Genomic DNA, 19,557 nt, shown 5'->3' on the forward strand with positions numbered 1-19,557 from the left:
CGATCATTCTAACCTCCTCTGGTTGGAAGCAAGGATATTGCGGGGGTACGCGGTTATGGCACTCATTCCTTACGACGACCGGGACGGCTGGATCTGGTGGGACGGCGAATTCCTCCCCTGGCGGGATGCCAGGCTGCATGTGCTCTCGCACGGGCTGCACTATGCCAGCGCCGTGTTCGAGGGTGAGAGGGCCTATTCCGGGAATATCTTCAAGCTGCGGGAACATACCGAGCGGCTGATCGCCTCCGCCCGCATCCTCGGCTTCGAGATTCCCTACACGGCCGATGAGATCGACGCCGCCTGCCAGGAGGCGGTGGCACGGAACGGCTTCACCGACGCCTATGTGCGCCCAATCGCCTGGCGCGGGTCTGAGGAGATGGGCGTCGCGGCGAAGCTCAACAAAACCCACCTCGCGATCGCCACCTGGGAATGGGGCGCCTATTTCGGCGTGGAGCAGCGCATGGCCGGCGTGCGCCTCGCCATGGCCAAGTGGCGGCGCCCAGCGCCGGACACCGCGCCGACCGCCTCCAAGGCCTCCGGCCTCTACATGATCGGCACCATGTCGAAGCATGCGGCGACCGACGAGGGGTTCGATGACGCGCTGATGCTCGACTACAAGGGCGACGTCGCCGAGGCGACGGGGGCCAACATCTTCTTCAACATGGGCGGCGAGCTGCACACGCCGAAGCCGGTCTGCTTCCTCGACGGCATCACCCGCCGCACCGTCATGGGCCTCGCCCGCAAGCGGCAGGTGAAGGTGGTGGAGCGCACCATCCGCACCGATGAGCTGAAGGACGCCTCCGAGGTCTTCCTCGCCGGCACCGCGGCCGAGGTGACGCCGGTGCGCGAGATCGCCGGCATCGCCTATACGCCGGGCGACCTCACCCGCATGCTGATGACCGACTACGAGGCGTTGGTGCGGCTGAGCCCCGAGGAAGTCGCCAAGAGCGGCGCCTGAACGGGGAGGGCGAGCCATGGACATCGCCTGGCTCGCCTCGGCCACCGGCTTCGCCCTGGCGATGTCGGCGACGCCGGGGCCGAACAACGCCATGGTCGCGGCGTCCGCGGTGAATTTCGGCCTGCGGCGAAGCCTGCCGCACATCGCCGGCGTCTCGCTCGGCTTCCCGGCGATGCTGGTCCTGGTGGCGGTCGGGGCGGGTGAGGTGCTGGCTGCATCGCCCGGCCTGCAGGCGGCGCTGCGCTGGCTCGGCGCCGCCTGGATGGTCTGGCTTGCCTGGAAGATCGGAACCGCGGTGCCGCCTGAGGCCGACGGCCCCGCGCAGGGCCGGCCAATGAGCTTCCTTCAAGCCGCCCTTTTCCAATGGGTGAACCCGAAGGCCTGGGTGATCGCCGGCGCGGCCATCCTCGCCTATGGCGCCTCCCTCCTATTGGCGGTGATTTTCGCCCTGGCGGCCTTCGCCAGCCTCTATCTCTGGGCGCTGGTCGGGCTCGGGGCGGCACGGCTGCTGTGCAGCCCGGCCGCGCTCCGCTGGTTCAACCGGGCGATGGCGATTCTCCTGCTGCTCTCCCTGGTGCCGGTGCTGCGGGGCTGACATCCTCCCCCGCAACGAGGCGGGAGGAAACGAGATGGCCGGATTCCAGCACGGCATGCCGGGGCCCTTCGCGGGCATGGATCTGCCCTGGCTGCTGGCGGCCAAGGCCCGGCAGAGGGGCGGGCATCCTTTCCTCATCTGGGCGCCGGCCGAGGGACCGGACGAGATCTGGTCCTATGCCCGCTTCCATAGCGAGGTCGGCCACCTCGCCGCCGGGCTGGGCCGGCGTGGCATCAGGCCGGGCGACCCGGTCCTCGTCCACCACGAAAATGCGCCCGAGCTGCTGCTCGCCTATTTCGCGCTCGCCGAGCTCGGCGCGATCGCCGTCCTGACCAATACGCGGGCGGCACAAGACGAGCTGGCCTATTTCGCCACGCATTCTCGGAGCGTCGCCGCCATCACCCAGCCGAGCATGGCCGGGCTGGTCGAGGTCGCGGCACCTGGCCTCCGCTGGATCGCCGTCACCGGCACGGCGGACTGGGCCGCGCCCTTCGCCGCGGAGCCCGATCGCCCTCGCCGGGCGCCTGAGCCGGAGCGGCCGCTCTCCGTCCTCTACACCTCCGGCACCACCTCCCGCCCCAAGGGCGTGGTCTGGACCCATTCCAACGCGCTCTGGGCGGCGCGGGTGAACGCAGCGCATGAGGGGCTGGTCCCCGAGGACGTGCATCAGGTCTACCTGCCGCTCTTCCATGCCAATGCGCTCGGCTACTCGACGCTGGCGACGCTCTGGGCGGGCGGGACGGTGGTGCTGCAGCCCAAATGGTCCACCAGCCGCTTCTGGCCGGTAGCGCTGCGGCACCGCACCACCTGGGTTTCCTTCATCTGGTTCTCGCTCCGCGCCGTGCTGGAGGCGGAAATCCCCGATGGGCACCACCTGCGGATGTTCGGCTTCGCCACCTCCGACCCGCCGGCCGCCGCCCGGCTGGGCGTGCCGGCGATCGGCTGGTGGGGTATGACGGAGACGATCAGCCACGGCATCGTCGGCAGCCTGCATGTGCCGAACCGCCCCGGCGCCATCGGCCGCGCCGCGCCGGAATACGACATCCGCATCCTCCGCGGGGATGGCACGCCGGTCGCCCCCGGCGAGACCGGCGCGCTGTTCTGCCGCGGCGTGCGCGGCGTCTCGATGTTCCTCGAATACCTGCACGACCCGGCGGCGACCGCCGCCGCCTTCGACGCCGAGGGCTGGTTCGCCACCGGCGACCTCGTCACCCTGCTCGATGACGGCTCCATCCAATTCGCCGACCGCGCCAAGGACATGCTGAAGGTTGGTGCCGAGAACGTCGCGGCCTCCGAGATCGAGCGGGTGGTGCTCGGCGTCCCCGGCCTGCGCGAGGCGGCGGTGGTCGGCCGCCCGCATCCAATGTTGGACGAGGTGCCCATCGCCTTCGTCACCCTCACCGCGGGTGCCGATGCCGCTGCCATACCTGAGGCGGTGATCGCCGCCTGCCGCGCCGCGCTTGCCGATTTCAAGGTGCCGCGAGAGGTGCTGGTGATCGAGGACATGCCACGCGCGACGCTCGAAAAGATCGCCAAGGCGGAACTTCGGAAGCGACTCAGATGAACGCCTTCGCCGCCAGATAAAGCCCGAGCACCCCGAGCGCCGCCTGCACGATCTTGCGGAACCGCGCCTCCGCCATTCCCCGCCGCACCCGCTGTCCCAAGGCCATGCCGAGGAAGGCCGGCACCACCCCGGCCAGCGAGGCGAGGCCGAGCTCCGCCGGCAGCAGCCCGCCGCCCGCGAGGCCGATGGCCAGCGCCCCCGTCGCCACCACCACCCCGAGGCCGAAGCCCTGGATGAACTCGCCCGGCGGCAGCCGCAGCGCGACGAGATAGGGCGCCGCCGGCATCAGGAAGCTGCCCGTCATCCCCGTCACCACGCCCGAGGCGAGACCCATCGCCGGCGAGACCCAACGCTCCCGCCGCGGGCCCGGCGGCGGCACCGGCCAGCCAAAGAGCGACAGCGCGGCCGAGGCCACCAGCAGCAGGCCGAGCAGGCCGGAGAGCACCACCGCATCGGAGCGGGCGAGGATGCCCGTCCCCGCCAGCGCCCCGGCCCCGGCCATCAGCAGGAAGGGCCAGAGCCGGCGCAGCGCCGCCCCGAGATGCGGCCCGGCGAAAGCCTGCCAGAGATTGGTGGCGAGCGCCGGCACCAGCATCAGCGCCATCGCATCCGGCAGCGGACGGGTGAGGGCGAGCAGGCCGAGCGTCACCGTCGGCAGGCCGAAGCCGGCGACGCCCTTGACGAAGCCGGCGAGGAGGAAGGCGCCGGTCACCGGCAGCGCATCGAGCAGCATGGTCATGCCCCGAGCCTGCTCTCCGTCCTGCCCGTTTGCTTCGCCATCGGCCGAAGCGCCAGCAACGCGGCCAGCGGCAGGAGCCAGGCGAGTCGCGCCCCGTACCGGTCATGCGGTCCGGAAAGCGCCCCCGTCACCAGCGCATTCGCCGCAACGCCGACCAGGACGCACAGCGCGAGCCCGAGCATCGCCCGTTCCCCCGTCTGCCTCGCCCGCCAGCCGCCGAGCACCGTCCCCGCCGCGCCGAGCAGCAGCACCAGCGGATGCAGGGCGAGGAAGGGCGCCGCGAGCATTGGCAGCAGGCCTTGCGCCTGCATCCCTGCCGCGAAGCGCCGCTGCTCTTCCATGGGGAAGCCGAGCGCCAGCTCCTTGCCGACCGAGCCAGCGAGATTCTCCGGGCCGAGCGTGTCCCCGACCCGGTTGCGCAAAAGCTGGTACCAGCCATTCGCCAGTGCCGCCCGCAGCACGCCGAAAGGCTCCCGCCGCAGCGTTTCGAGGAGGATGACGGCAGCCTCCGGCGCCAGCCCGATCGGCCCGCCCGGCGCGGTCCAAACAGGCCCATCACCCGACCACAGGAATTCGTCCGAATCCATGGGCAGCCGCCCTGCCCAGCGGCAGAGCACCCACCTCGCCTCCGGGCAGCGCACCGCGATGGTCCGCGCCGCCGGCCCGTCCGCCACCAGCCGCGCGAGCGGGAAGACCGCGCCATAGGGCGAGAGGGCAGGGCGCCCATGCATCGCCCAATTGCCCGCAACCAGCAGCCCCGCCGCCAGCCCGACCGGCAGCAGGCAGCGCCAGACCATCCCCCGCAGCACCAGCGCCACCCCCAGCAGCGCGAGGCCGAGCGGCAGATGCGAGGGATGCGCCGCCATGGCGAGGGCCGAGAGCGCCTGCACCGCGATCCGCTCGCCGCGCCCCATCGCCACGAAGCCCAGCATCACCATGCCCAGCACCAGCACCGGCGCCAGCAGATCCGGCATGAGCAACGCACCGAACCAGGGCGCCGTGCTTCCCGCCGCCAGCCCGGCGCAGAGCAGCAGATGTCCTTCCCGCCCGGTCACCGCCCACTGCACCCGAGCGAGCAGCCAGGAGAGCAGCAGCCCCTGCGCCAGCAGCGGCCCCCAGAGGCTTACCCGCCAGTGGAAGGCATGCAAGGCGAGCCCATAGGCCGGCGGCTTGTCCCAGACCGGCCAGCCTTCAATGGTGAGGGCGAGGAAAGCCCCAGTATCGCTGAACACCAGTGGATACCCGTTCAGCAGCGCCGGCCAGGTCAACAGCAGCGCGCCGAGCAGCAGCCTCACGCCGCGACGAAAAGTTCGATCAGATTGCCTTCCGGATCGGCGACCCGCATCACCCGCGGCGGCGCCCCGGACGGCCCTGGCGGGTCCAGCACCGCGATGCGGAGGGTGAGCATCCGACGGTGCCAGCGGTCCAGCTCCGCATCCTCGACCGGGAAGGCGAGCACCACCACCGGCTCGCCCGGCGCGGCGGCGGCTGGGAAGAGCACGTCGCCCCGCGGCCGCAGCACCAGCGTCACCGGGCCTAGCCCGAAGCAGGAGCCAGCCCCGATCACCGGCAGGCCAAGTACCCGTCCGTAGAAATCCCGCTGCCGCGTCAGGTCGTGGCAGGCCAATTCGACCCGGGCGAGGGGGCCGAGGGTCAAGCCGGGGTCCAGCGGGCGGCAGCGGCATCGTCCGCCGCCTTGGCCTCGACCCAGCGCTCCGCACCGCCCTCGAATTCCTCACGCTTCCAGAAGGGCGCGCCTGTCTTCAGCCAGTCGATGAGGAAGGCGCAGCTCTCGAGCGCCGCGGCGCGGTGGGCGGAGGCGGTCAGCACCAGCACGATCGGCGCCCCAGGCTCCAGCCGCCCGACGCGGTGGATCACCGTCAACCCGAGCAGCGGCCAGCGCCCGGTGGCATCCCCGGCGATGCGGGCGATGGCGCGCTCCGTCATGCCCGGATAGTGCTCCAGCACCATTGCCGCCAGCCCGTCATCCGCCCGGCATAGCCCGACGAAGCTGGCGAGCCCGCCGACATCCTGCCGCCCCGCGGTCAGCCGCGCCGTCTCGGCCGCGAGGTCGAAGCTCTCCTCCTGGATGGCGATGCGCGGCGTCATCCGCCGGTCACCGGCGGGAAGAAGGCGACCTCATCCCCCGCCGCCACCGGATGGTCCGGCCCGGCGAAGTCCTGGTTGACAGCGGCGCGAATGGTCTTTCGGTTGGCGAAGGCCGCGGCGTGGCCGTCGCTCCGCCCGCTGAGCCAGTCGACCAGCCCGGCGACATCGCGCACCTCGGGCGGCGGCGAGATCTCCTCTTCCGCCATCCCGACGCGCTGCCTCACCCAGGCGAAATAGAGCACTCGCACCGAAGGCCTCAGCGCGGCGTCGGCATGGTCTGCACCTGACCGTTGGGGCCAATCAGGGTGGTGGTGTTGCCGTCGTTGTGCAGCGTTCCGGTGCCGCCGCCGGGGGCGATGTAGCCCTGCACCCGGTCGGTGCCGCCGGTGCTGGTGACGGGCCCGCCCGGGGTCTGGATCACCCGCCCCTCGAGCCGCGCCGGCGGCGGGGAATTGGCGCCGGGCGGCGGCTGATAAACATTGGCGCGCGGCGGCTCGATGCGGCGGACCGGCGGCGGCGGCGGGGAGGAACTGCCACTGAGGCCCGGCGGCATGTCGCGCACCGGCGGCGGGTCGGTCGGCTGCCAGGTGGAGCGGCCGGCCGGGGCCGACATGCGGTCGAGCTCGCCCGGGCGATAGGTGGGGATGTTGCGAAGCGCCGCATCCGGGTTGGCCAGAGTGGCGCGCGGGCCTTCCTGCGCCGGCCAGACATTGCCGGCTTCTGGCTGGAGCGCGACCATCTGCGGGGCATTGCCGGTGATGCGTGCAATGGTCTCGCTCTGCTCGGGCGGTGGCTCCTCCATGCGGCCCCAGGGCATGCCGATGGCGGCGCCGGCATTGGTCACGCCGTTCACCGCCCTGTAGCTGGCCCGGTCCGTCCAGCCGCAGCCCCCGAGCAGCGCGGCCAGGCCAAGTGCCGCCACCGATCCGCCAATCCGAATCATCGTCAACTCCTGTGGTCCGCCCAGGCGCCCACCTGGCCGGGAATCGGCTGCACCATGCGCTGCCGCCGCCCCTGCCTCAAGGGAAACAGCGTCACGGCCGCGCCGCCGGTTTCGCATGGCTTTCGGACGATTGTGCCGGCGCAGCCCTTTCCGCATTGCGAAGCCCGGCGAGCAGGTAGTCCCAGCCGGTGACCAGCGTCAGCGCCGCCGCCGTCCAGAGCATCGCCTCGCCGATCAGCGCGACGGGCAGGAAGGAGAGGTGCAGCACGGCGGCCCCGGTCTCGCCGGCGGTCAGCGTGCCGAGCGCGCCCATCTGGAAACCGGTCTTCCACTTGGCGAGCCGCGTAACGGGTAGCCCGATCCGCAACTCGGCGAGATACTCACGCAGGCCGGAGACCAGGATCTCCCGCAGCATGATGAGGATGGCCGGGTAGAGCGCCAGCCCCGGCAGCCGGTCGAGCCCCGCCAGCAGCATCAGCGCCGCGCCGACCAGCAGCTTGTCGGCGATCGGGTCCAGCATCCGGCCGAAGCCCGAGATGCTCTGCCGCTGCCGGGCGATCTTGCCGTCGAAATAGTCGGTGATGGCAGCGACCGAGAAGACCAGGCAGGCGCCGACATCGCCCCAGGGCGTCCGCAAGGCCACCAGCAGCACCAGCAGCGGGATCGCCGCGATGCGCGACAGCGTCAGCAGGTTGGGCAGGTCGGTCGGCATGTCGGCGCAGTCATGGCGGAGCGGCGCGCGCCCGTCCAGTCACGCTCTATCACCCCCTGGTCGGATGGAAGTGCTCGTGAATTTTCCGTGCCACTGCCGGCCCGATCCCCGGCGCATTCTCAAGATCCTCCAGCGCCGCGTTCCGCACCCCGCGAGCCGAGCCGAAATGGTTGAGCAGCTTGCGCTTCAACGCGCTGCCGACGCCCGGGATCTCGTCGAGCTCCGAGGTAGTCAGCGCCTTCGACCGCCCCGCCCGGTGGGTGGTGATGGCGAAGCGGTGCGCCTCGTCCCTCAGCCTTTGCAGGTAGTAGAGCACCGGGTCCCGTGGCGGCAGTTGGAAGGGCTCCTGCCCGGTGCGGTGGAACCACTCCCGCCCCGCATCCCGGTCCGGCCCCTTGGCGACGGCGACCAGCGGGATGTCATGCGCGCCGAGCTCCGCCATGATTTCCCGCGCGGCATTCAACTGCCCGAGCCCGCCATCGATCAGCACCAGGTCGGGCCAGGTGCCGCTCTCGCGCTCCGGGTCCTCCTTCAGCGCCCGGCCGAAGCGGCGCTCGAAGACCTCGCGCATCATGCCGAAATCGTCGCCCGGCTTCACCGGCCCGCGGATCGAGAATTTGCGGTAGGCCTGTTTGAGGAAGCCGCTCGGCCCGGCCGCGACCATCACCCCATAGGCATGCGCGCCCTGGATGTGGGAATTGTCATAGACCTCGATCCGCTCCGGCATGGCCGGCAGGTCGAAGAGCTGGGCCACGCCCTGCAACAGCGTCTGCTGTGCGGTACCTTCCGCCATGCGGCGCTCCAGCGCTTCGCGGGCATTGGTCTCGGCATGCTCGACCGCAGCGCGCTTGTCGCCGCGCTGCGGCCGGTGCAGCTCGACCTTGCGGCCGGCCTTGATGGAGAGCGCCTCGGCGATCAATGCCCGCTCCGCCGGCTCGTGGCTGAGCAAAACGAGGGGCGGCGGCGGCAGGTCGTCATAGAGCTGGCCTAGGAAGGCCCCGATAACCTCCTCCGGTCCCTGGTCGCCCTTCGAGAGGAAATAGGGCCGGTTGCCGTTGTTCCGCCCACCACGGAAGAAGAAGACCTGCACGCAGGTCTGGCCCGCGAGTTGATGCAGCGCCACGACATCGGCATCGCCGATGCCTTCCATGTTGATCCGGTCGCGTCCCTGGACATGGGTCAGGCCACGGATGCGGTCGCGGATGGCCGCTGCCCGCTCGAATTCCAGCCGCTCCGCCGCCTCCTCCATCTCCCGCGCCAGGGTCTTCTGGATGGAGGGCGTCTCGCCGGAGAGGAACTGCTTCGCATCCCGCACCAGCTCCGCATAATCCTCCTTCGAGATGCGGTCGACGCAGGGCGCCGAGCAGCGGCGGATCTGGTAGAGCAGGCAGGGCCGGTCGCGGCTGTCGAAGACGGTGTCCCGGCAGGAGCGCAGCAGGAAGACGCGCTGCAACGCGGTCAGCGTCTGGTTCACCGCCCAGGCCGAGGCGAAGGGGCCCCAGTAGCTCGCTCCCTTCCGCCGCTCGCCGCGATGCTTGGTGATCTGCGGATAGGGGTGGTCCTCGGTCAGCACCAGCCACGGGTAGGACTTGTCGTCCCGCAAAACGATGTTGTACCGAGGCCGCAACTTCTTGATGAGGTTGGCCTCGAGCAGCAGCGCCTCCGCCTCGGAGGCGGTGGTGATCACCTCCAGGCTGCGCGTCTCGTGCACCATCCGCCGCAGCCGCTCGGGCAGCCGGCCAACCTGGGTATAGGCGACGACGCGCTTCTTCAACGCCCGCGCCTTGCCCACATAGAGAGCATCGCCCTTGGCGTCGAGCATCCGGTAGACGCCGGGCGCGAGAGGCAGGGTGGCGAGCGCCGTCTCGATCACCCGCACGCCTTCCATGACCGGCGCCGCCTCGGCCTCGGCTTGCGTCGGTTCAGGCGTGGTCCCGGCATTCGTCATGGGCAGTGATAAGGGAAACGGGCTGCCGAAGCGCAACCGGGATTTCTCCACCGATCCTGTGGACAACTCTGTGGATGCGCGATGGGAATCGGGCCAGAAATGGCTGTCATCCGCCAGTCATACGGGTTTGCGCGAATTTTGTGCACATTCATAACATGTTGAATTTCAACCCATTTGGGTTTTGAGCGCCGAGGTTGACGGGTCAAGAGCTATGTTGGTCTTGACAGGCTTCACGCCGATGTGGGTGTCAAATTTGCCGGTGGATGATTTTCGACGGGAACCGTTGTTATATTGCTGTTCTGTTACGGCCGATTGCGGACACGCTCGATCGTAACGCCGACGGTTGCGGCATCTGGAAAGGCATCCGGCTTCTCGACGGTCACCCGCGCGGTCATCACCCGCGGATCGACCAGCGCCGCCGTGGCAATCCGCTCGGCCAGGGTCTCGACCAGCAGAGTGTGCCCATCCTCGGCCGCGGCGCGGGCGGCGCGGACGACGCTCTCGTAATTCACCACCCGCCGCAGGTCGTCCGGCCCAACCGAGGCCGGTGCCGATTCATCCTCCACCGCCAACTCCACCCCGACGATGACCCGCTGCGGCCGCGCCTTCTCATGCGGGTAGATGCCAAGCCGCGCCTGCAAGGCGAGGCCGCGCACGAAGACCAGGCGCAGCCGCCGCGTCGCATCCGGAGCGTTCATTCCTCGAGGCCCCCCGCTTCGGGGCTCGGCGCCCATTGCAGGTGCTGCCCGCCATCGAGGGCGATCATCTGCCCGGTCATCGACGGTAATGCGAGGATGGCGAGCGCCGCCCGCGCGATCTCCTCCGGGCTCGTCCCATGCCGCAGCGGCACCGACTGGCACTGCCGGCGGAACTGCTCCTCGCTCTGTCGCGGGCTCGGCAAGGCCGGCCCCGGCCCGATGCCGTTGACCCGGATGCGCGGCGCCAGCGCCAACGCCAACGTCTGCGTCAGCGTCCAGAGCGCCGCCTTGGAGACGGTGTAGCTGGTGAAATGCGGGGTCAGCGACCAGACCCGCTGGTCGAGCATGTTGAGCACCAGCCCTTCGGCCTCGGGCGGCAGGGCGCGGGCCATCGCCTGGGCGAGCAGGAAGGGCGCGCGGAGGTTGGGTTCCAGGTGCCGATCCCAGCTTTCCCGCGTCGCGTCCTCCCACTCGTCGCGCTCGAAGGTGCTGGCATTGTTCACCAGCACCCCGATGGGGCCGAGCGCCGCCGTCGCCTCCGGCAGCAGCCGCGCCGTCTCCGCCTCCTGGCCGAGATCGGCCTGCAACGTCACGGCCTTGCGTCGGAGGGCACGGATCGCCGCCGCCGTCTCCGCCGCCGCCTCGGCGCTGCCGGCATAGTGGATGGCGATGTCGAAGCCGGCCTCGGCGAGGCCGAGCGCGATCGCCCGGCCGAGGCGCTTGGCGCCCCCTGTAACGAGCGCCGCGCGCGGGATGGCGGAAGGAATGGGGAACATGGGCGCGCTGTAGCGCAGCCCGGGCGCCGCGTCACGCCCGCGGCTTCAGCCCGCGCCCCTGCATCACCGCCGCCTCGCCGAAGCGGGCCCGCAGCGCCTCCACCGCCTGCCAGCGGGCGGCGCGCTTCGGCGCCTCCGGGTCGGCGAGGTCGCCGCGGTCGGCGCCGGCCGCCGGCGCCAGCGGCTGCGCGCCGATGCCGATCAGCCGGAAGGCCGTTCCATCCGCCTCGCGCAGCAGCAGCGGCCGGGCGGCGGCGAAGAGCGTCTCCGGCAGCCGGGTGGGGGAGGGGAGGCGGGCGTTGCGCGTTCGCAGCGCAAAGCCGGCCGTCTTCAGTTTGAGCACGACCCCGGCCGCCGCCAGCTCCTTCTCCCTGAGCCGCCGCGCCAGCTTCTCGCACATCCGCCAGAGCGGCGCCTCCAGCTCGGCGATGGCGGCAAGGTCGCGGTCGAAGGTGGTCTCGGCGCTGATGCTCTTGGTCTCGCGCTCCGGGTTGACCGGCCGGCTGTCCTCGCCCCGGGCGCGGGCGGCGAGGCCCGGCCCGTCCTCGCCGAAGCGCCGCGCCGCCTCCAGCGGGGTGAGCGCCGCCAGCTGGCCGAGCCGGGTGAAGCCCGCCGCCTCCAGCTTCCGGGCCAGCGCCGGTCCGACGCCCGGCAGCAGCGTCACCGGCTGCAGCGCCAACCATTCCGCCGCCTCGCTGGCGCCGATGACGGCGAAGCCCCGCGGCTTGTCCCGCTCCGCCGCCAACTTGCCCAGCAGCCGGTTGGCGGCGAGGCCGATGGAGACGGTGACGCCCACCTGGACCTCTACTTCGCGCGCGAAGCGGGCCAGCACAGCGGCGGGCGGGGCACGGTGCAGCGCCGCCGTCCCCCGCAGGTCGAGCACGGCCTCGTCGATCGAGAGCGGCTGGACAAGCGGCGTCAGCGCCTCCATCAGCCCGCGAATCTGCCGCGCGGCGGCGGCGTATTTCGTCATGTCCGGCTTGATGACGACGGCGTCGGGGCAGAGCGCCAGCGCCTTGAACATCGGCATGGCGCTGCGCACGCCGCGGGTGCGGGCGATGTAGCAGGCGGCCGAGACCACGCCGCGCCGGCCGCCGCCGACGATCACCGGCAGGGCCAGCAGCTCCGGCCGGTCCCGCTTCTCTATGCTGGCGTAGAAGGCGTCGCAATCGACATGTGCGACGGTCAGCGTGAACAGCTCGGGGTGCCGCACCAAGCGGCGCGAGCCGCAGGCGGAGCAGGTGCCGCGCGCCTCGGGCACCTCGCGGAAGCAGTCGCGGCAGAGGGCGGGCATCTCAGTCCCAGAGCCGCGCCGCGCCCAGCACGCCGGAACTGTCGCCATGCACCGCCCGCAGCAGCGGCGTCTCCACGACGTCGGAGAAGACGAAGTCCCGCCATCGCCGCGGCACTAGGTCATAGAGATGCGCCATGTTGGAGAGGCCACCCGCCAGCACGATGCAGTCCGGGTCGAGCAGGTTGATGACATGCGCCAGCGCCCGAGCCAGCCGGTCGGCATGGCGGGCGATCGCCCCGGCCGCCGCCGCATCCCCTGCGGCAGCCCGCGCCGGCAGCCCGCCGGCATCGCGCGCGCCCGACCCATCGGCATCGGCCGCCAGCGCCGGGCCGCGGAGGAAGGTCTCGATGCAGCCCCTCCGCCCGCACCAGCAGGCCGGACCGGGATACTCCTCCGGCGTCATCCAGGGCAGCGGGTTGTGGCCCCATTCCCCGGTGATGCGGTTGCGCCCTTCCTCGATTCGCCCCTCCGTGGTGATTCCCGCTCCGACGCCCGTGCCGAGGATGACGGCGAAGACACGGCGATAACCGGCCCCCGCGCCATCCGCCGCCTCGCTCATCGCCAGGCAATTGGCATCGTTCGAGAGCCGCACGGGTCGGCCGAGCCGCGCCGCGACATCGGCATCCAGCCGCCCGCCGTTCAGCCAGGTGGAGTTCGCCCCGCGCACCAGCCCCGTCGCGGGCGAGAGGCTGCCAGGGATGCCGATGCCGACCGAGCCCTGGCCGCTCAGCTCCGCCTCCGCCGCCTCCACCAGCGCGCCGATCAGGCCGATGACGTCGGCATAGTCGGGCGGCGTCGGCGCCCGGCGGCGGAGGCGGATGGCGCCCGTGGCGTCGAGCGCCACGATCTCTGTCTTGGTACCGCCGAGGTCGATGCCGAGGCGGAAGGGCATGGTGCTTGTCATGATGGGGGCCGGGTGCTGTGCTCTTCAGCATGTCTGAAACGCTGCTCGATGTGCAGGGCCTCTCCTGCCCTCTCCCGGTGCTGAAGGCCAACAAGGCGCTGCGGGCCCTGCCGCCGGGCGCGCAGCTGGTGGTGCTCGCCACCGACCCGGCGGCGGCGAAGGACTTCCCCGCCTATTGCGCCGAGACCGGGCACGAGCTGGTCGAGGCCGCCGAGGCGGAGGGCGTCTGGCGCTTCGTCCTGCGGAAGAAGGAGGCGGCATGAGCCTGCTGCTGCTCACCCATCGCGCCTGCCTCCGCCACGACCCGGGCGACTACCATCCGGAATGTCCCGACCGGCTGCGCGCCGTGCTGGCAGGGCTGGAGGTGGAGGAGTTCAGCGACCTCATCCGCGCCGAGGCGCCGGAGGCAACGGTCGAGCAGCTGGAGCGCGCCCATCCGCGCAACTACATCGACGCCATCCTTGCCATCCGCCCGGCCGAGGGCGAGAGCGTGGCGATGGATGCGGATACGGTGATGAGCGCCGGCAGCGCCGAGGCCGCGCTCCGGGCGGCCGGCGCCGCCGTCGCCGCTGTCGATGCGGTGATGGGCGGCGAGGTGCGCCGCGCCTTCTGCGCCACGCGCCCGCCCGGCCACCATGCCGAGCCGGCGCGGCCAATGGGCTTCTGCTTCTTCGCCAATGCCGTCATCGCCGCGCGGCATGCGCAGGCGGTGCATGGCGCGGCGCGCGTCGCCATCCTCGATTTCGACGTGCATCACGGCAATGGCAGCCAGGCCTGCGTCGAGGCGGATGCGTCGATCCTCTTCGCCTCCTCGCATCAATGGCCGCTCTATCCGGGGACGGGCGATCGGCGGGAGCGGGGGGTGGGCAACATCTTCAATGCGCCACTCCGGGCCGGGGCCGATGGCGCCGAGTTCCGCGAGGCCTGGCAGGCGCTGCTGCCCGCGATCGAGGGGTTCCAGCCGGACCTGCTGGTGATCTCGGCCGGCTTCGATGGCCATGCGCGCGACCCGCTGGCGCAGCTCCGCCTGCGCGAGGCGGATTTCGCCTGGGTAACGGAGGCGCTCTGCGGCATCGCCGAGCGGCGCTGCGGCGGCCGCGTCGTCAGCCTGCTGGAGGGCGGCTACGACCTCGACGCGTTGGCCAGCAGCACGGCGGCGCATGTGCGGGTGCTGATGCAAGCCTGAGGATCGGCTCGGAGCCGGTTGGAACTGCGGAGGGCGCCTGCCGTTCGCCCTGGCTGAATGTACCATCCCGAACCCCTGAACGGCGCCGACGCCGCGCTCCTCACCCTTGCGGAGGCGGTGCGGAACACCGGCTATCGCTTCGTCACGCCAACGCCGGCGACCCATGCGCGGGTCAACATGCGACCCGGCAACAAGGTGGCGCGCGACCTGCGTGATGTCTTCGGCTGGAGCCGCCCCTTCTCACCGGATGTGATGCCGCCCGGGCTGTTCGAGCTGATGCGCCGGGCCGAGGTGGCGGTGCCCGAGGGCGATGGGCCGCTCTGGCGCAGCCTCCTGCGGCTGTCCAGCCTGGACGGCGAGGTGTTCCTGCATTCCGCTTATCCAACCGGCGCCGCCGATGCCGTGTTCTTCGGGCCGGATACATATCGCTTCGCCTCGGCCATCCAGGCGGAGCTGGCTGCCCGCACCGATCCCATCCGTCGCGCAGCCGATATCGGCTGCGGCGCGGGGCCGGGCGGCATCCTCGTCGCCAAGGCCTGCCTGCAGGCCGAGGTGGCGATGCTCGACATCAACGATGCCGCGCTCCGCCTCGCACGCGTCAACGCTGCCCTCGCCAATACGCCCAATGCGGCGGCCATCCGGAGCGACCTGCTGACGGGGGTGCCGGGCGAGTTCGACCTGATCGTCTCCAACCCGCCTTACCTGCTCGACCCAGCGCGGCGGTCCTACCGCCATGGCGGCGGGTCGCTCGGCGAGGGCCTCTCCGTCGCCATTCTCGATGCGGCCCTGGGGCGTCTGGCGCCGGGGGGCACCCTCGTCCTCTACACCGGCATTGCCATCGTCGGGGGGCAGGACGCCTTCCTCGACGCGGCTATGCGCCGCCTCGCCGGGGCCGACATGCCCTGGCGCTACCGCGAGGCCGATCCGGATGTCTTCGGCGAGGAGCTGGAGGGCGGCGCCTATGACCAAGCCGACCGCATCGCTGCCGTCGTGCTCACCGTAACGAAGCCAGGGAGGCGATGATGCCGGAAGGCAGCCTGTATCCGACCACCACATCCGAGGACGCCGTGCAGGACCGTCTGCAGCGCCGCTTCGCCGGACTGAACCGCCGCCGCTTCACCCCGGCCCTGCCCGACAGCGATTGGGCGCAGGACAGGGAGGAGCTGACCGCGCTGGAACGTGAGGAGGCCGATTTCCTCGAAGCGCGCCGCGCCGCGGTCGCTGCCCGCGCCGCCGAGGCGCCAACCGACCCGGATGGCTTCATCGCCTGGTTCGAGGCGCTGGACCGCAACGGCCCCGGCCAGGGCGACCCGCTCTTTCCCTGGCTGGCCGAGCGGGCCTCGATGAACGAGATGCGCTGGTTCCTCACCCAGGAAGTCGCCGGCGAGGCCGGCTTCGAGGATCTGGCCGCGTTGACCCAGGTGCGCATGCCGCAGCGGCCGAAGCTCGAGATCGCGCGCAACTACTGGGACGAGATGGGCCGCGGCAACCCGAAGGGCATGCACGGCCCGCTGCTCGACACGCTCGCCCATCGGCTCGGCCTCGATCCGCGGATCGAGACGACGGTGTGGGAGGCGCTGGCGCTGGCCAATGTCATGGCCGGGCTCGCGGCGAACCGGCGCTATGCCTATCACTCGGTCGGCGCGCTCGGGGTGATCGAGCAGACGGCGCCCGGCCGCTCGGCCATGGTCGCGCGCGGGCTGAAGCGGCTGAAGGTGCCGGCCGGCGACCGCCACTATTTCGACCTGCACGCCATCCTTGACGTGAAGCACTCGGCGGCCTGGAATGCCGAGGCGATCCGGCCGCTCGTCGCGGAGAATCCGCGCTATGCGACGGCGATGGCGGAGGGCGCGCTGATGCGGCTCGAATGCGGCGCGGCCTGCTTCGCGCGGTACCGGCGGGCGCTGCGCCTGCCGTTCTGAAGCAGTCAGAAGGGCGGCAGCGGGATGCCGCGCCGCCGGTCGCTCTGCCGGTTCCAGCGCTCGAACTGATCGCGGGAGAGGGCGCGCCGGGCTTCGCGCGGGCCGTTGATGGCGCGGTCGGTCGCCTCCTTCTCGCGCTGCCGGGCCCACCAGGCATCGAGCTGGCGCTGCCGCTCGGCCGGCGTCACCGGAGCAGGCGGGAGCTGCTGCGCCGCGGCTGGCAGCGCGGCCGCGATCAGGCCGAGGATGAGGAGGCACCGCATCCCCGTCATATCGTGTGGCCGGGCTGGCTTGCGAAGGGGCATGATGCGGCATGACCGACGCCCCGCCGCTTGCCGGATTGCTGGAGACCGCGCTTTACGCCGAGGACATGGCACGGGCGCGCGGCTTCTACGAAGGCGTGCTCGGCCTTGCGCCGATGTTCGCTGATGAGCGGCTGACCGCCTATCCGGTCGGTGGGCGGAGCGCGCTGCTGGTCTTCCTGCGCGGCAGCACCACGGCGACGGTGCACCTGCCAGGCGGCACCATCCCGCCGCATGACGGCATCGGCGGGGTTCATGCGGCGCTGGCCGTCACGGCGGAGGCGCTACCCGCCTGGGAGGCGCGGCTGTCGGCGCATGGCATCGCCATCGAGGGGCGGACGCGCTGGCCGAGGGGCAGCGAGAGCGTCTATTTCCGTGACCCGGACGGCAACCTGCTCGAACTTGCGACACCCGGCCTTTGGCCGGTCTGGTAGCGTTGCGCCTCGCGGAGCTCGTCCGGCCTCATCACCGTGAAAGCCCCGGACAGCTCTTGGACGCCATGCATCCTTCCCTGCGGCCGCTTCGCCTCCGTCATCCGCCCGCCGGCATGACGGCGATGTGCGGGCTCGTTGTGGCCGGGCTGGCCCATGGCGCGGGTGGTGACCGATGCGCCGCGAGCCCTCCTGCCGCAGGAATCGGGCACGGTGCTGCGGCCCGAGTGAGGCGCTTGCCCGCAGCGCCACCGCGGCCTATGGCGCGGGCAGCAGGGGATACTGGCGATGAGCAATCAGCGGATCGACGGGGCAAGGCTGTGGGACAGCCTGATGGCGATGGCCGAGATCGGCGCGACGCCGAAGGGTGGCGTCCGGCGCCTCACGCTTACCGAGGTCGACCGGCAGGGGCGGGAGCGGTTCCGCGGCTGGTGCGAAGCGCTGGGGCTCACGGTGCGGGTGGACGCCATTGGCAACATGTTCGCCCGGCGCGAGGGGCGCGACCCGACACGGCTGCCGGTCCTGATGGGCAGCCATCTCGACAGCCAGCCTTCAGGCGGCAAGTTCGACGGTGCGCTCGGCGTGATCGCGGGGCTGGAGGTGATGCGCAGCCTGCACGATCTCAACATCCAGACCGAGGCGCCGATCGAGCTGGTCAACTGGACCGACGAGGAGGGCAGCCGATTCGGCCATTCGCTGATGGGGAGCGGTGCCTGGGCGGGCGTCTATACGCTGGAGAAGGTCTATGGGCTGCGCGATGTCGAGGGTGTCTCGGTCGAGGAGGCGCTGACCGGCATCGGCTACAAGGGCGAGATGCCGGCGAAGCCATTCCCGGCGGATGCCTATTTCGAGCTGCATATCGAGCAGGGGCCGATTCTCGAGCGCGAAGGCAAGCGGATCGGCATCGTCACCGGGGCGCAGGCGCAGGTCTGGTACGATGCGGTCGTCACCGGGCAGGATGCGCATGCGGGGACGACGCCGCCCTCCGCGCGGCGGGATGCGCTGGTCTGCGCGGCGCGGATCATCGACCTGGTGGACCGCATGATGCGGGCGCGGGGCGAGGACGGGCGCGGCACCGTCGGGCAGCTGCATGTGCTGCCGAACAGCCGCAACGTGGTCCCGGGCGAGGTGCGGTTCAGCGTCGAGTTCCGCCACCCCGACTTTGGCGAGATCGAGCGGCTGGCGGCGCAATTCCCGCGCGAGGCAGGGTTCATCGCCCGCGATTGCGGGACGCCGCTGAAGCTGGAGGAGCTGTTCCGGCTGCCGGCGCAGCCTTTCGATCCGGGCTGCGTCGACCTCGTGCGACAGGCGGCGGCGAGGCTCGGGCTGCCGGCGCGGGAGATCGTCTCGGGTGCTGGGCACGATGCGGTCTATGTGGCGCGAAGCGTGCCGACGGCGATGATCTTCACCCCCTGCAAGGACGGGCTCAGCCACAACGAGGCGGAGAGCATCGAGCCGGACGAGGCGGAGGCGGGGTGCCAGGTGCTGTTCGAGGCGGTGGTGGCGCGGGCGAACCGGGCGGTTTGAGTATTCTCAAAATTTGCAGGGGTGGCGCGGCAAGCCTTTGGTTCGCTTGGGGCTTGCGGGGAAAATTTTAGATTTTTGGGATTGAGGCGGGGTGGCGGGCGCGGCTTCGCCTTCGGCAAATAATCCTGTAGCCGAGAGTGGGGCCGACGTCCAGCGGATCGTCAGCCGCCGACCCATTGCGCGATGAGGTAGGCGACCGTCGCCGCGAGGCCGCCGATGCCGAAGGTCTGCAATGCCCCGCGGAGCGGGGGCAGGCCCGTCGCGCGGGCCTTCAGCCAGCCGAAGCCAAGCAGGGCGAGGCCCGTCATCATGGCGGACACCATCAGGGCCGGGCGCGTCTCGGCCATGAGGATGTAGGGGGAGAGGGGGACCAGGCCGCCCATCAGATAGGCGCCGCCAATGGTCGCCGCCGATCGCGCGGCGCGGCCGGGGGTGGGCTCGGTCAGTTCCAGCTCGAAGCGCATCATGAAGTCGACCCAGCGGCGGCGGTCGGTGGCGATGGCCTCCGTAGCCTGGCGCAGGGTGTCGCCGCGGAGGCCGTAGCGGTGGAGGATGGCCGCGACCTCCCAGCGCTCGCGGTCGGGGTAGTCGCGGGTTTCCTGTTCCTCGCGGCGGCGCTCGGCCTGGAAGTGCTGGGCGTCGGTGCGGGCGGCGAGGTAGCCGCCGAGGCCCATGGCGACGCAGCCGGCGGCGATCTCCGCAAGGCCGGCGGTCACGATCAGCGGGTTGGCGGCGATGGCGCCGGAGAGGCCGGCGGCGAGGGCGAAGGGGACGGTGAGGCCGTCGGCCATGCCGATGACGAGGTCGCGCACCGTCTCGGAGGCGGTGAAATGCTGCTCGCCCTCGGGCGGGCCGGGCGGGGCGGGGGGGAGTTCCTCGCGCTGGGGGGCGGCGTCCATGGCGGGAGACTAGCAGGGAAAGCGGTGTGAAATCGCTAAGCGACTTAGCG

General features: G+C 71.3%; 23 protein-coding genes. 9 read left to right on the forward strand and 14 right to left on the reverse strand.

All coding sequences use genetic code 11. From position 1 onward, the window contains the following. The first annotated feature begins 55 nt into the window (after window positions 1-55). From EP26_RS03635 to EP26_RS03645, 3 genes are read left to right on the forward strand one after another with little or no spacing between them, the layout of a single operon-like run. Complete coding sequence (locus EP26_RS03635) at window positions 56-958, forward strand: branched-chain amino acid aminotransferase (RefSeq protein WP_043335910.1); 903 nt, start codon at window positions 56-58, stop codon at window positions 956-958. Window positions 959-974: 16 nt separating this feature from the next. Next, window positions 975-1,553 (forward strand): LysE family translocator, encoded by a 579-nt coding sequence (locus EP26_RS03640; protein WP_043335912.1) that lies wholly within the window; start codon window positions 975-977, stop codon window positions 1,551-1,553. A gap of 34 nt (window positions 1,554-1,587) precedes the next feature. Then, a complete protein-coding gene (locus EP26_RS03645) occupies window positions 1,588-3,117 on the forward strand; it encodes an AMP-binding protein (RefSeq protein WP_043335916.1) in 1,530 nt (509 codons plus the stop codon). On the opposite strand, the gene EP26_RS03650 is transcribed toward EP26_RS03645, so the two are convergent. The 12 genes from EP26_RS03650 to EP26_RS03705 all read right to left on the reverse strand — a co-directional run bounded on the left by EP26_RS03650 (window position 3,110) and on the right by EP26_RS03705 (window position 13,228). After that, a complete protein-coding gene (locus EP26_RS03650) occupies window positions 3,110-3,856 on the reverse strand; it encodes a sulfite exporter TauE/SafE family protein (protein ID WP_043335918.1) in 747 nt (248 codons plus the stop codon). The genes EP26_RS03645 and EP26_RS03650 overlap by 8 nt on opposite strands. Next, window positions 3,853-5,151 carry a hypothetical protein gene (locus tag EP26_RS03655; RefSeq protein ID WP_052388761.1) on the reverse strand — a complete coding sequence of 433 codons (1,299 nt, stop codon included), beginning with the start codon at window positions 5,149-5,151 and terminating at the stop codon, window positions 3,853-3,855. The genes EP26_RS03650 and EP26_RS03655 overlap by 4 nt, the downstream gene beginning before the upstream one ends. Continuing rightward, window positions 5,148-5,513, reverse strand: a complete 366-nt coding sequence (locus EP26_RS03660; protein ID WP_043335920.1) for a VOC family protein — start codon at window positions 5,511-5,513, stop codon at window positions 5,148-5,150. The genes EP26_RS03655 and EP26_RS03660 overlap by 4 nt, the downstream gene beginning before the upstream one ends. Continuing rightward, window positions 5,510-5,965, reverse strand: coding sequence for a molybdenum cofactor biosynthesis protein MoaE (locus tag EP26_RS03665; protein WP_043335921.1), 456 nt, complete (start codon window positions 5,963-5,965; stop codon window positions 5,510-5,512). The genes EP26_RS03660 and EP26_RS03665 overlap by 4 nt, the downstream gene beginning before the upstream one ends. Beyond that, the gene (gene moaD / locus EP26_RS03670; RefSeq protein ID WP_043335923.1) at window positions 5,962-6,213 is read right to left on the reverse strand and encodes a molybdopterin converting factor subunit 1; all 252 of its coding nucleotides are present in this window, start codon (window positions 6,211-6,213) and stop codon (window positions 5,962-5,964) included. Before moaD ends, EP26_RS03665 begins: the two co-directional genes overlap by 4 nt. Before the next feature lie 8 nt (window positions 6,214-6,221). Then, window positions 6,222-6,908, reverse strand: a complete 687-nt coding sequence (locus tag EP26_RS03675) for a hypothetical protein (protein ID WP_043335924.1) — start codon at window positions 6,906-6,908, stop codon at window positions 6,222-6,224. 91 nt (window positions 6,909-6,999) lie between these two features. Next, a complete protein-coding gene (gene pgsA / locus EP26_RS03680; RefSeq protein ID WP_043335926.1) occupies window positions 7,000-7,620 on the reverse strand; it encodes a CDP-diacylglycerol--glycerol-3-phosphate 3-phosphatidyltransferase in 621 nt (206 codons plus the stop codon). Window positions 7,621-7,669: 49 nt separating this feature from the next. After that, the gene (gene uvrC / locus EP26_RS03685; RefSeq protein ID WP_084112298.1) at window positions 7,670-9,568 is read right to left on the reverse strand and encodes an excinuclease ABC subunit UvrC; all 1,899 of its coding nucleotides are present in this window, start codon (window positions 9,566-9,568) and stop codon (window positions 7,670-7,672) included. 302 nt (window positions 9,569-9,870) lie between these two features. Further along, window positions 9,871-10,266 carry a dihydroneopterin aldolase gene (gene folB / locus EP26_RS03690; protein ID WP_043335928.1) on the reverse strand — a complete coding sequence of 132 codons (396 nt, stop codon included), beginning with the start codon at window positions 10,264-10,266 and terminating at the stop codon, window positions 9,871-9,873. Further along, window positions 10,263-11,042 (reverse strand): SDR family oxidoreductase, encoded by a 780-nt coding sequence (locus tag EP26_RS03695; protein WP_043335930.1) that lies wholly within the window; start codon window positions 11,040-11,042, stop codon window positions 10,263-10,265. Before EP26_RS03695 ends, folB begins: the two co-directional genes overlap by 4 nt. 31 nt (window positions 11,043-11,073) lie before the next feature. After that, entirely contained in the window at window positions 11,074-12,336 is a 1,263-nt protein-coding gene (locus tag EP26_RS03700; RefSeq protein WP_043335933.1) for a DNA polymerase IV, read from the reverse strand. 1 nt (window position 12,337) lies between these two features. After that, on the reverse strand, window positions 12,338-13,228 hold the full coding sequence (locus tag EP26_RS03705; RefSeq protein WP_043336141.1) for an ROK family protein: 891 nt from the start codon (window positions 13,226-13,228) through the stop codon (window positions 12,338-12,340). A gap of 41 nt (window positions 13,229-13,269) precedes the next feature. Between EP26_RS03705 and EP26_RS03710 the strand changes: the two genes are divergently transcribed. Genes EP26_RS03710 through EP26_RS03725 form a run of 4 tightly spaced genes read left to right on the forward strand, consistent with a single transcriptional unit; the run spans window position 13,270 to window position 16,348 of the window. Next, window positions 13,270-13,503, forward strand: a complete 234-nt coding sequence (locus EP26_RS03710) for a sulfurtransferase TusA family protein (RefSeq protein ID WP_043336143.1) — start codon at window positions 13,270-13,272, stop codon at window positions 13,501-13,503. Then, complete coding sequence (locus EP26_RS03715; RefSeq protein ID WP_043335934.1) at window positions 13,500-14,426, forward strand: histone deacetylase family protein; 927 nt, start codon at window positions 13,500-13,502, stop codon at window positions 14,424-14,426. Before EP26_RS03710 ends, EP26_RS03715 begins: the two co-directional genes overlap by 4 nt. Window positions 14,427-14,483: 57 nt before the next feature. After that, window positions 14,484-15,449, forward strand: a complete 966-nt coding sequence (locus EP26_RS03720) for a methyltransferase (protein WP_043335937.1) — start codon at window positions 14,484-14,486, stop codon at window positions 15,447-15,449. Beyond that, on the forward strand, window positions 15,449-16,348 hold the full coding sequence (locus EP26_RS03725) for an iron-containing redox enzyme family protein (protein ID WP_052388762.1): 900 nt from the start codon (window positions 15,449-15,451) through the stop codon (window positions 16,346-16,348). Before EP26_RS03720 ends, EP26_RS03725 begins: the two co-directional genes overlap by 1 nt. Before the next feature lie 5 nt (window positions 16,349-16,353). Here the strand turns inward: EP26_RS03725 and EP26_RS03730 are convergent, their stop codons facing one another. Continuing rightward, window positions 16,354-16,611 (reverse strand): hypothetical protein, encoded by a 258-nt coding sequence (locus tag EP26_RS03730; protein ID WP_043335940.1) that lies wholly within the window; start codon window positions 16,609-16,611, stop codon window positions 16,354-16,356. A gap of 50 nt (window positions 16,612-16,661) precedes the next feature. Here EP26_RS03730 and EP26_RS03735 point away from each other — a divergent pair, with 50 nt between their 5' ends. Next, window positions 16,662-17,084: a VOC family protein gene (locus EP26_RS03735; protein WP_043335942.1), complete on the forward strand. Its 423-nt coding sequence runs from the start codon at window positions 16,662-16,664 to the stop codon at window positions 17,082-17,084. Window positions 17,085-17,369: 285 nt separating this feature from the next. Further along, window positions 17,370-18,608 (forward strand): Zn-dependent hydrolase, encoded by a 1,239-nt coding sequence (locus tag EP26_RS03740; RefSeq protein ID WP_043335943.1) that lies wholly within the window; start codon window positions 17,370-17,372, stop codon window positions 18,606-18,608. A gap of 161 nt (window positions 18,609-18,769) precedes the next feature. On the opposite strand, the gene EP26_RS03745 is transcribed toward EP26_RS03740, so the two are convergent. Then, complete coding sequence (locus EP26_RS03745) at window positions 18,770-19,507, reverse strand: VIT1/CCC1 transporter family protein (protein WP_043335944.1); 738 nt, start codon at window positions 19,505-19,507, stop codon at window positions 18,770-18,772. Window positions 19,508-19,557: the final 50 nt, after the last annotated feature.

Origin of the sequence: Belnapia moabensis DSM 16746 (genome assembly GCF_000745835.1) — a bacterium.
GTDB classification, from domain to species: domain Bacteria; phylum Pseudomonadota; class Alphaproteobacteria; order Acetobacterales; family Acetobacteraceae; genus Belnapia; species Belnapia moabensis.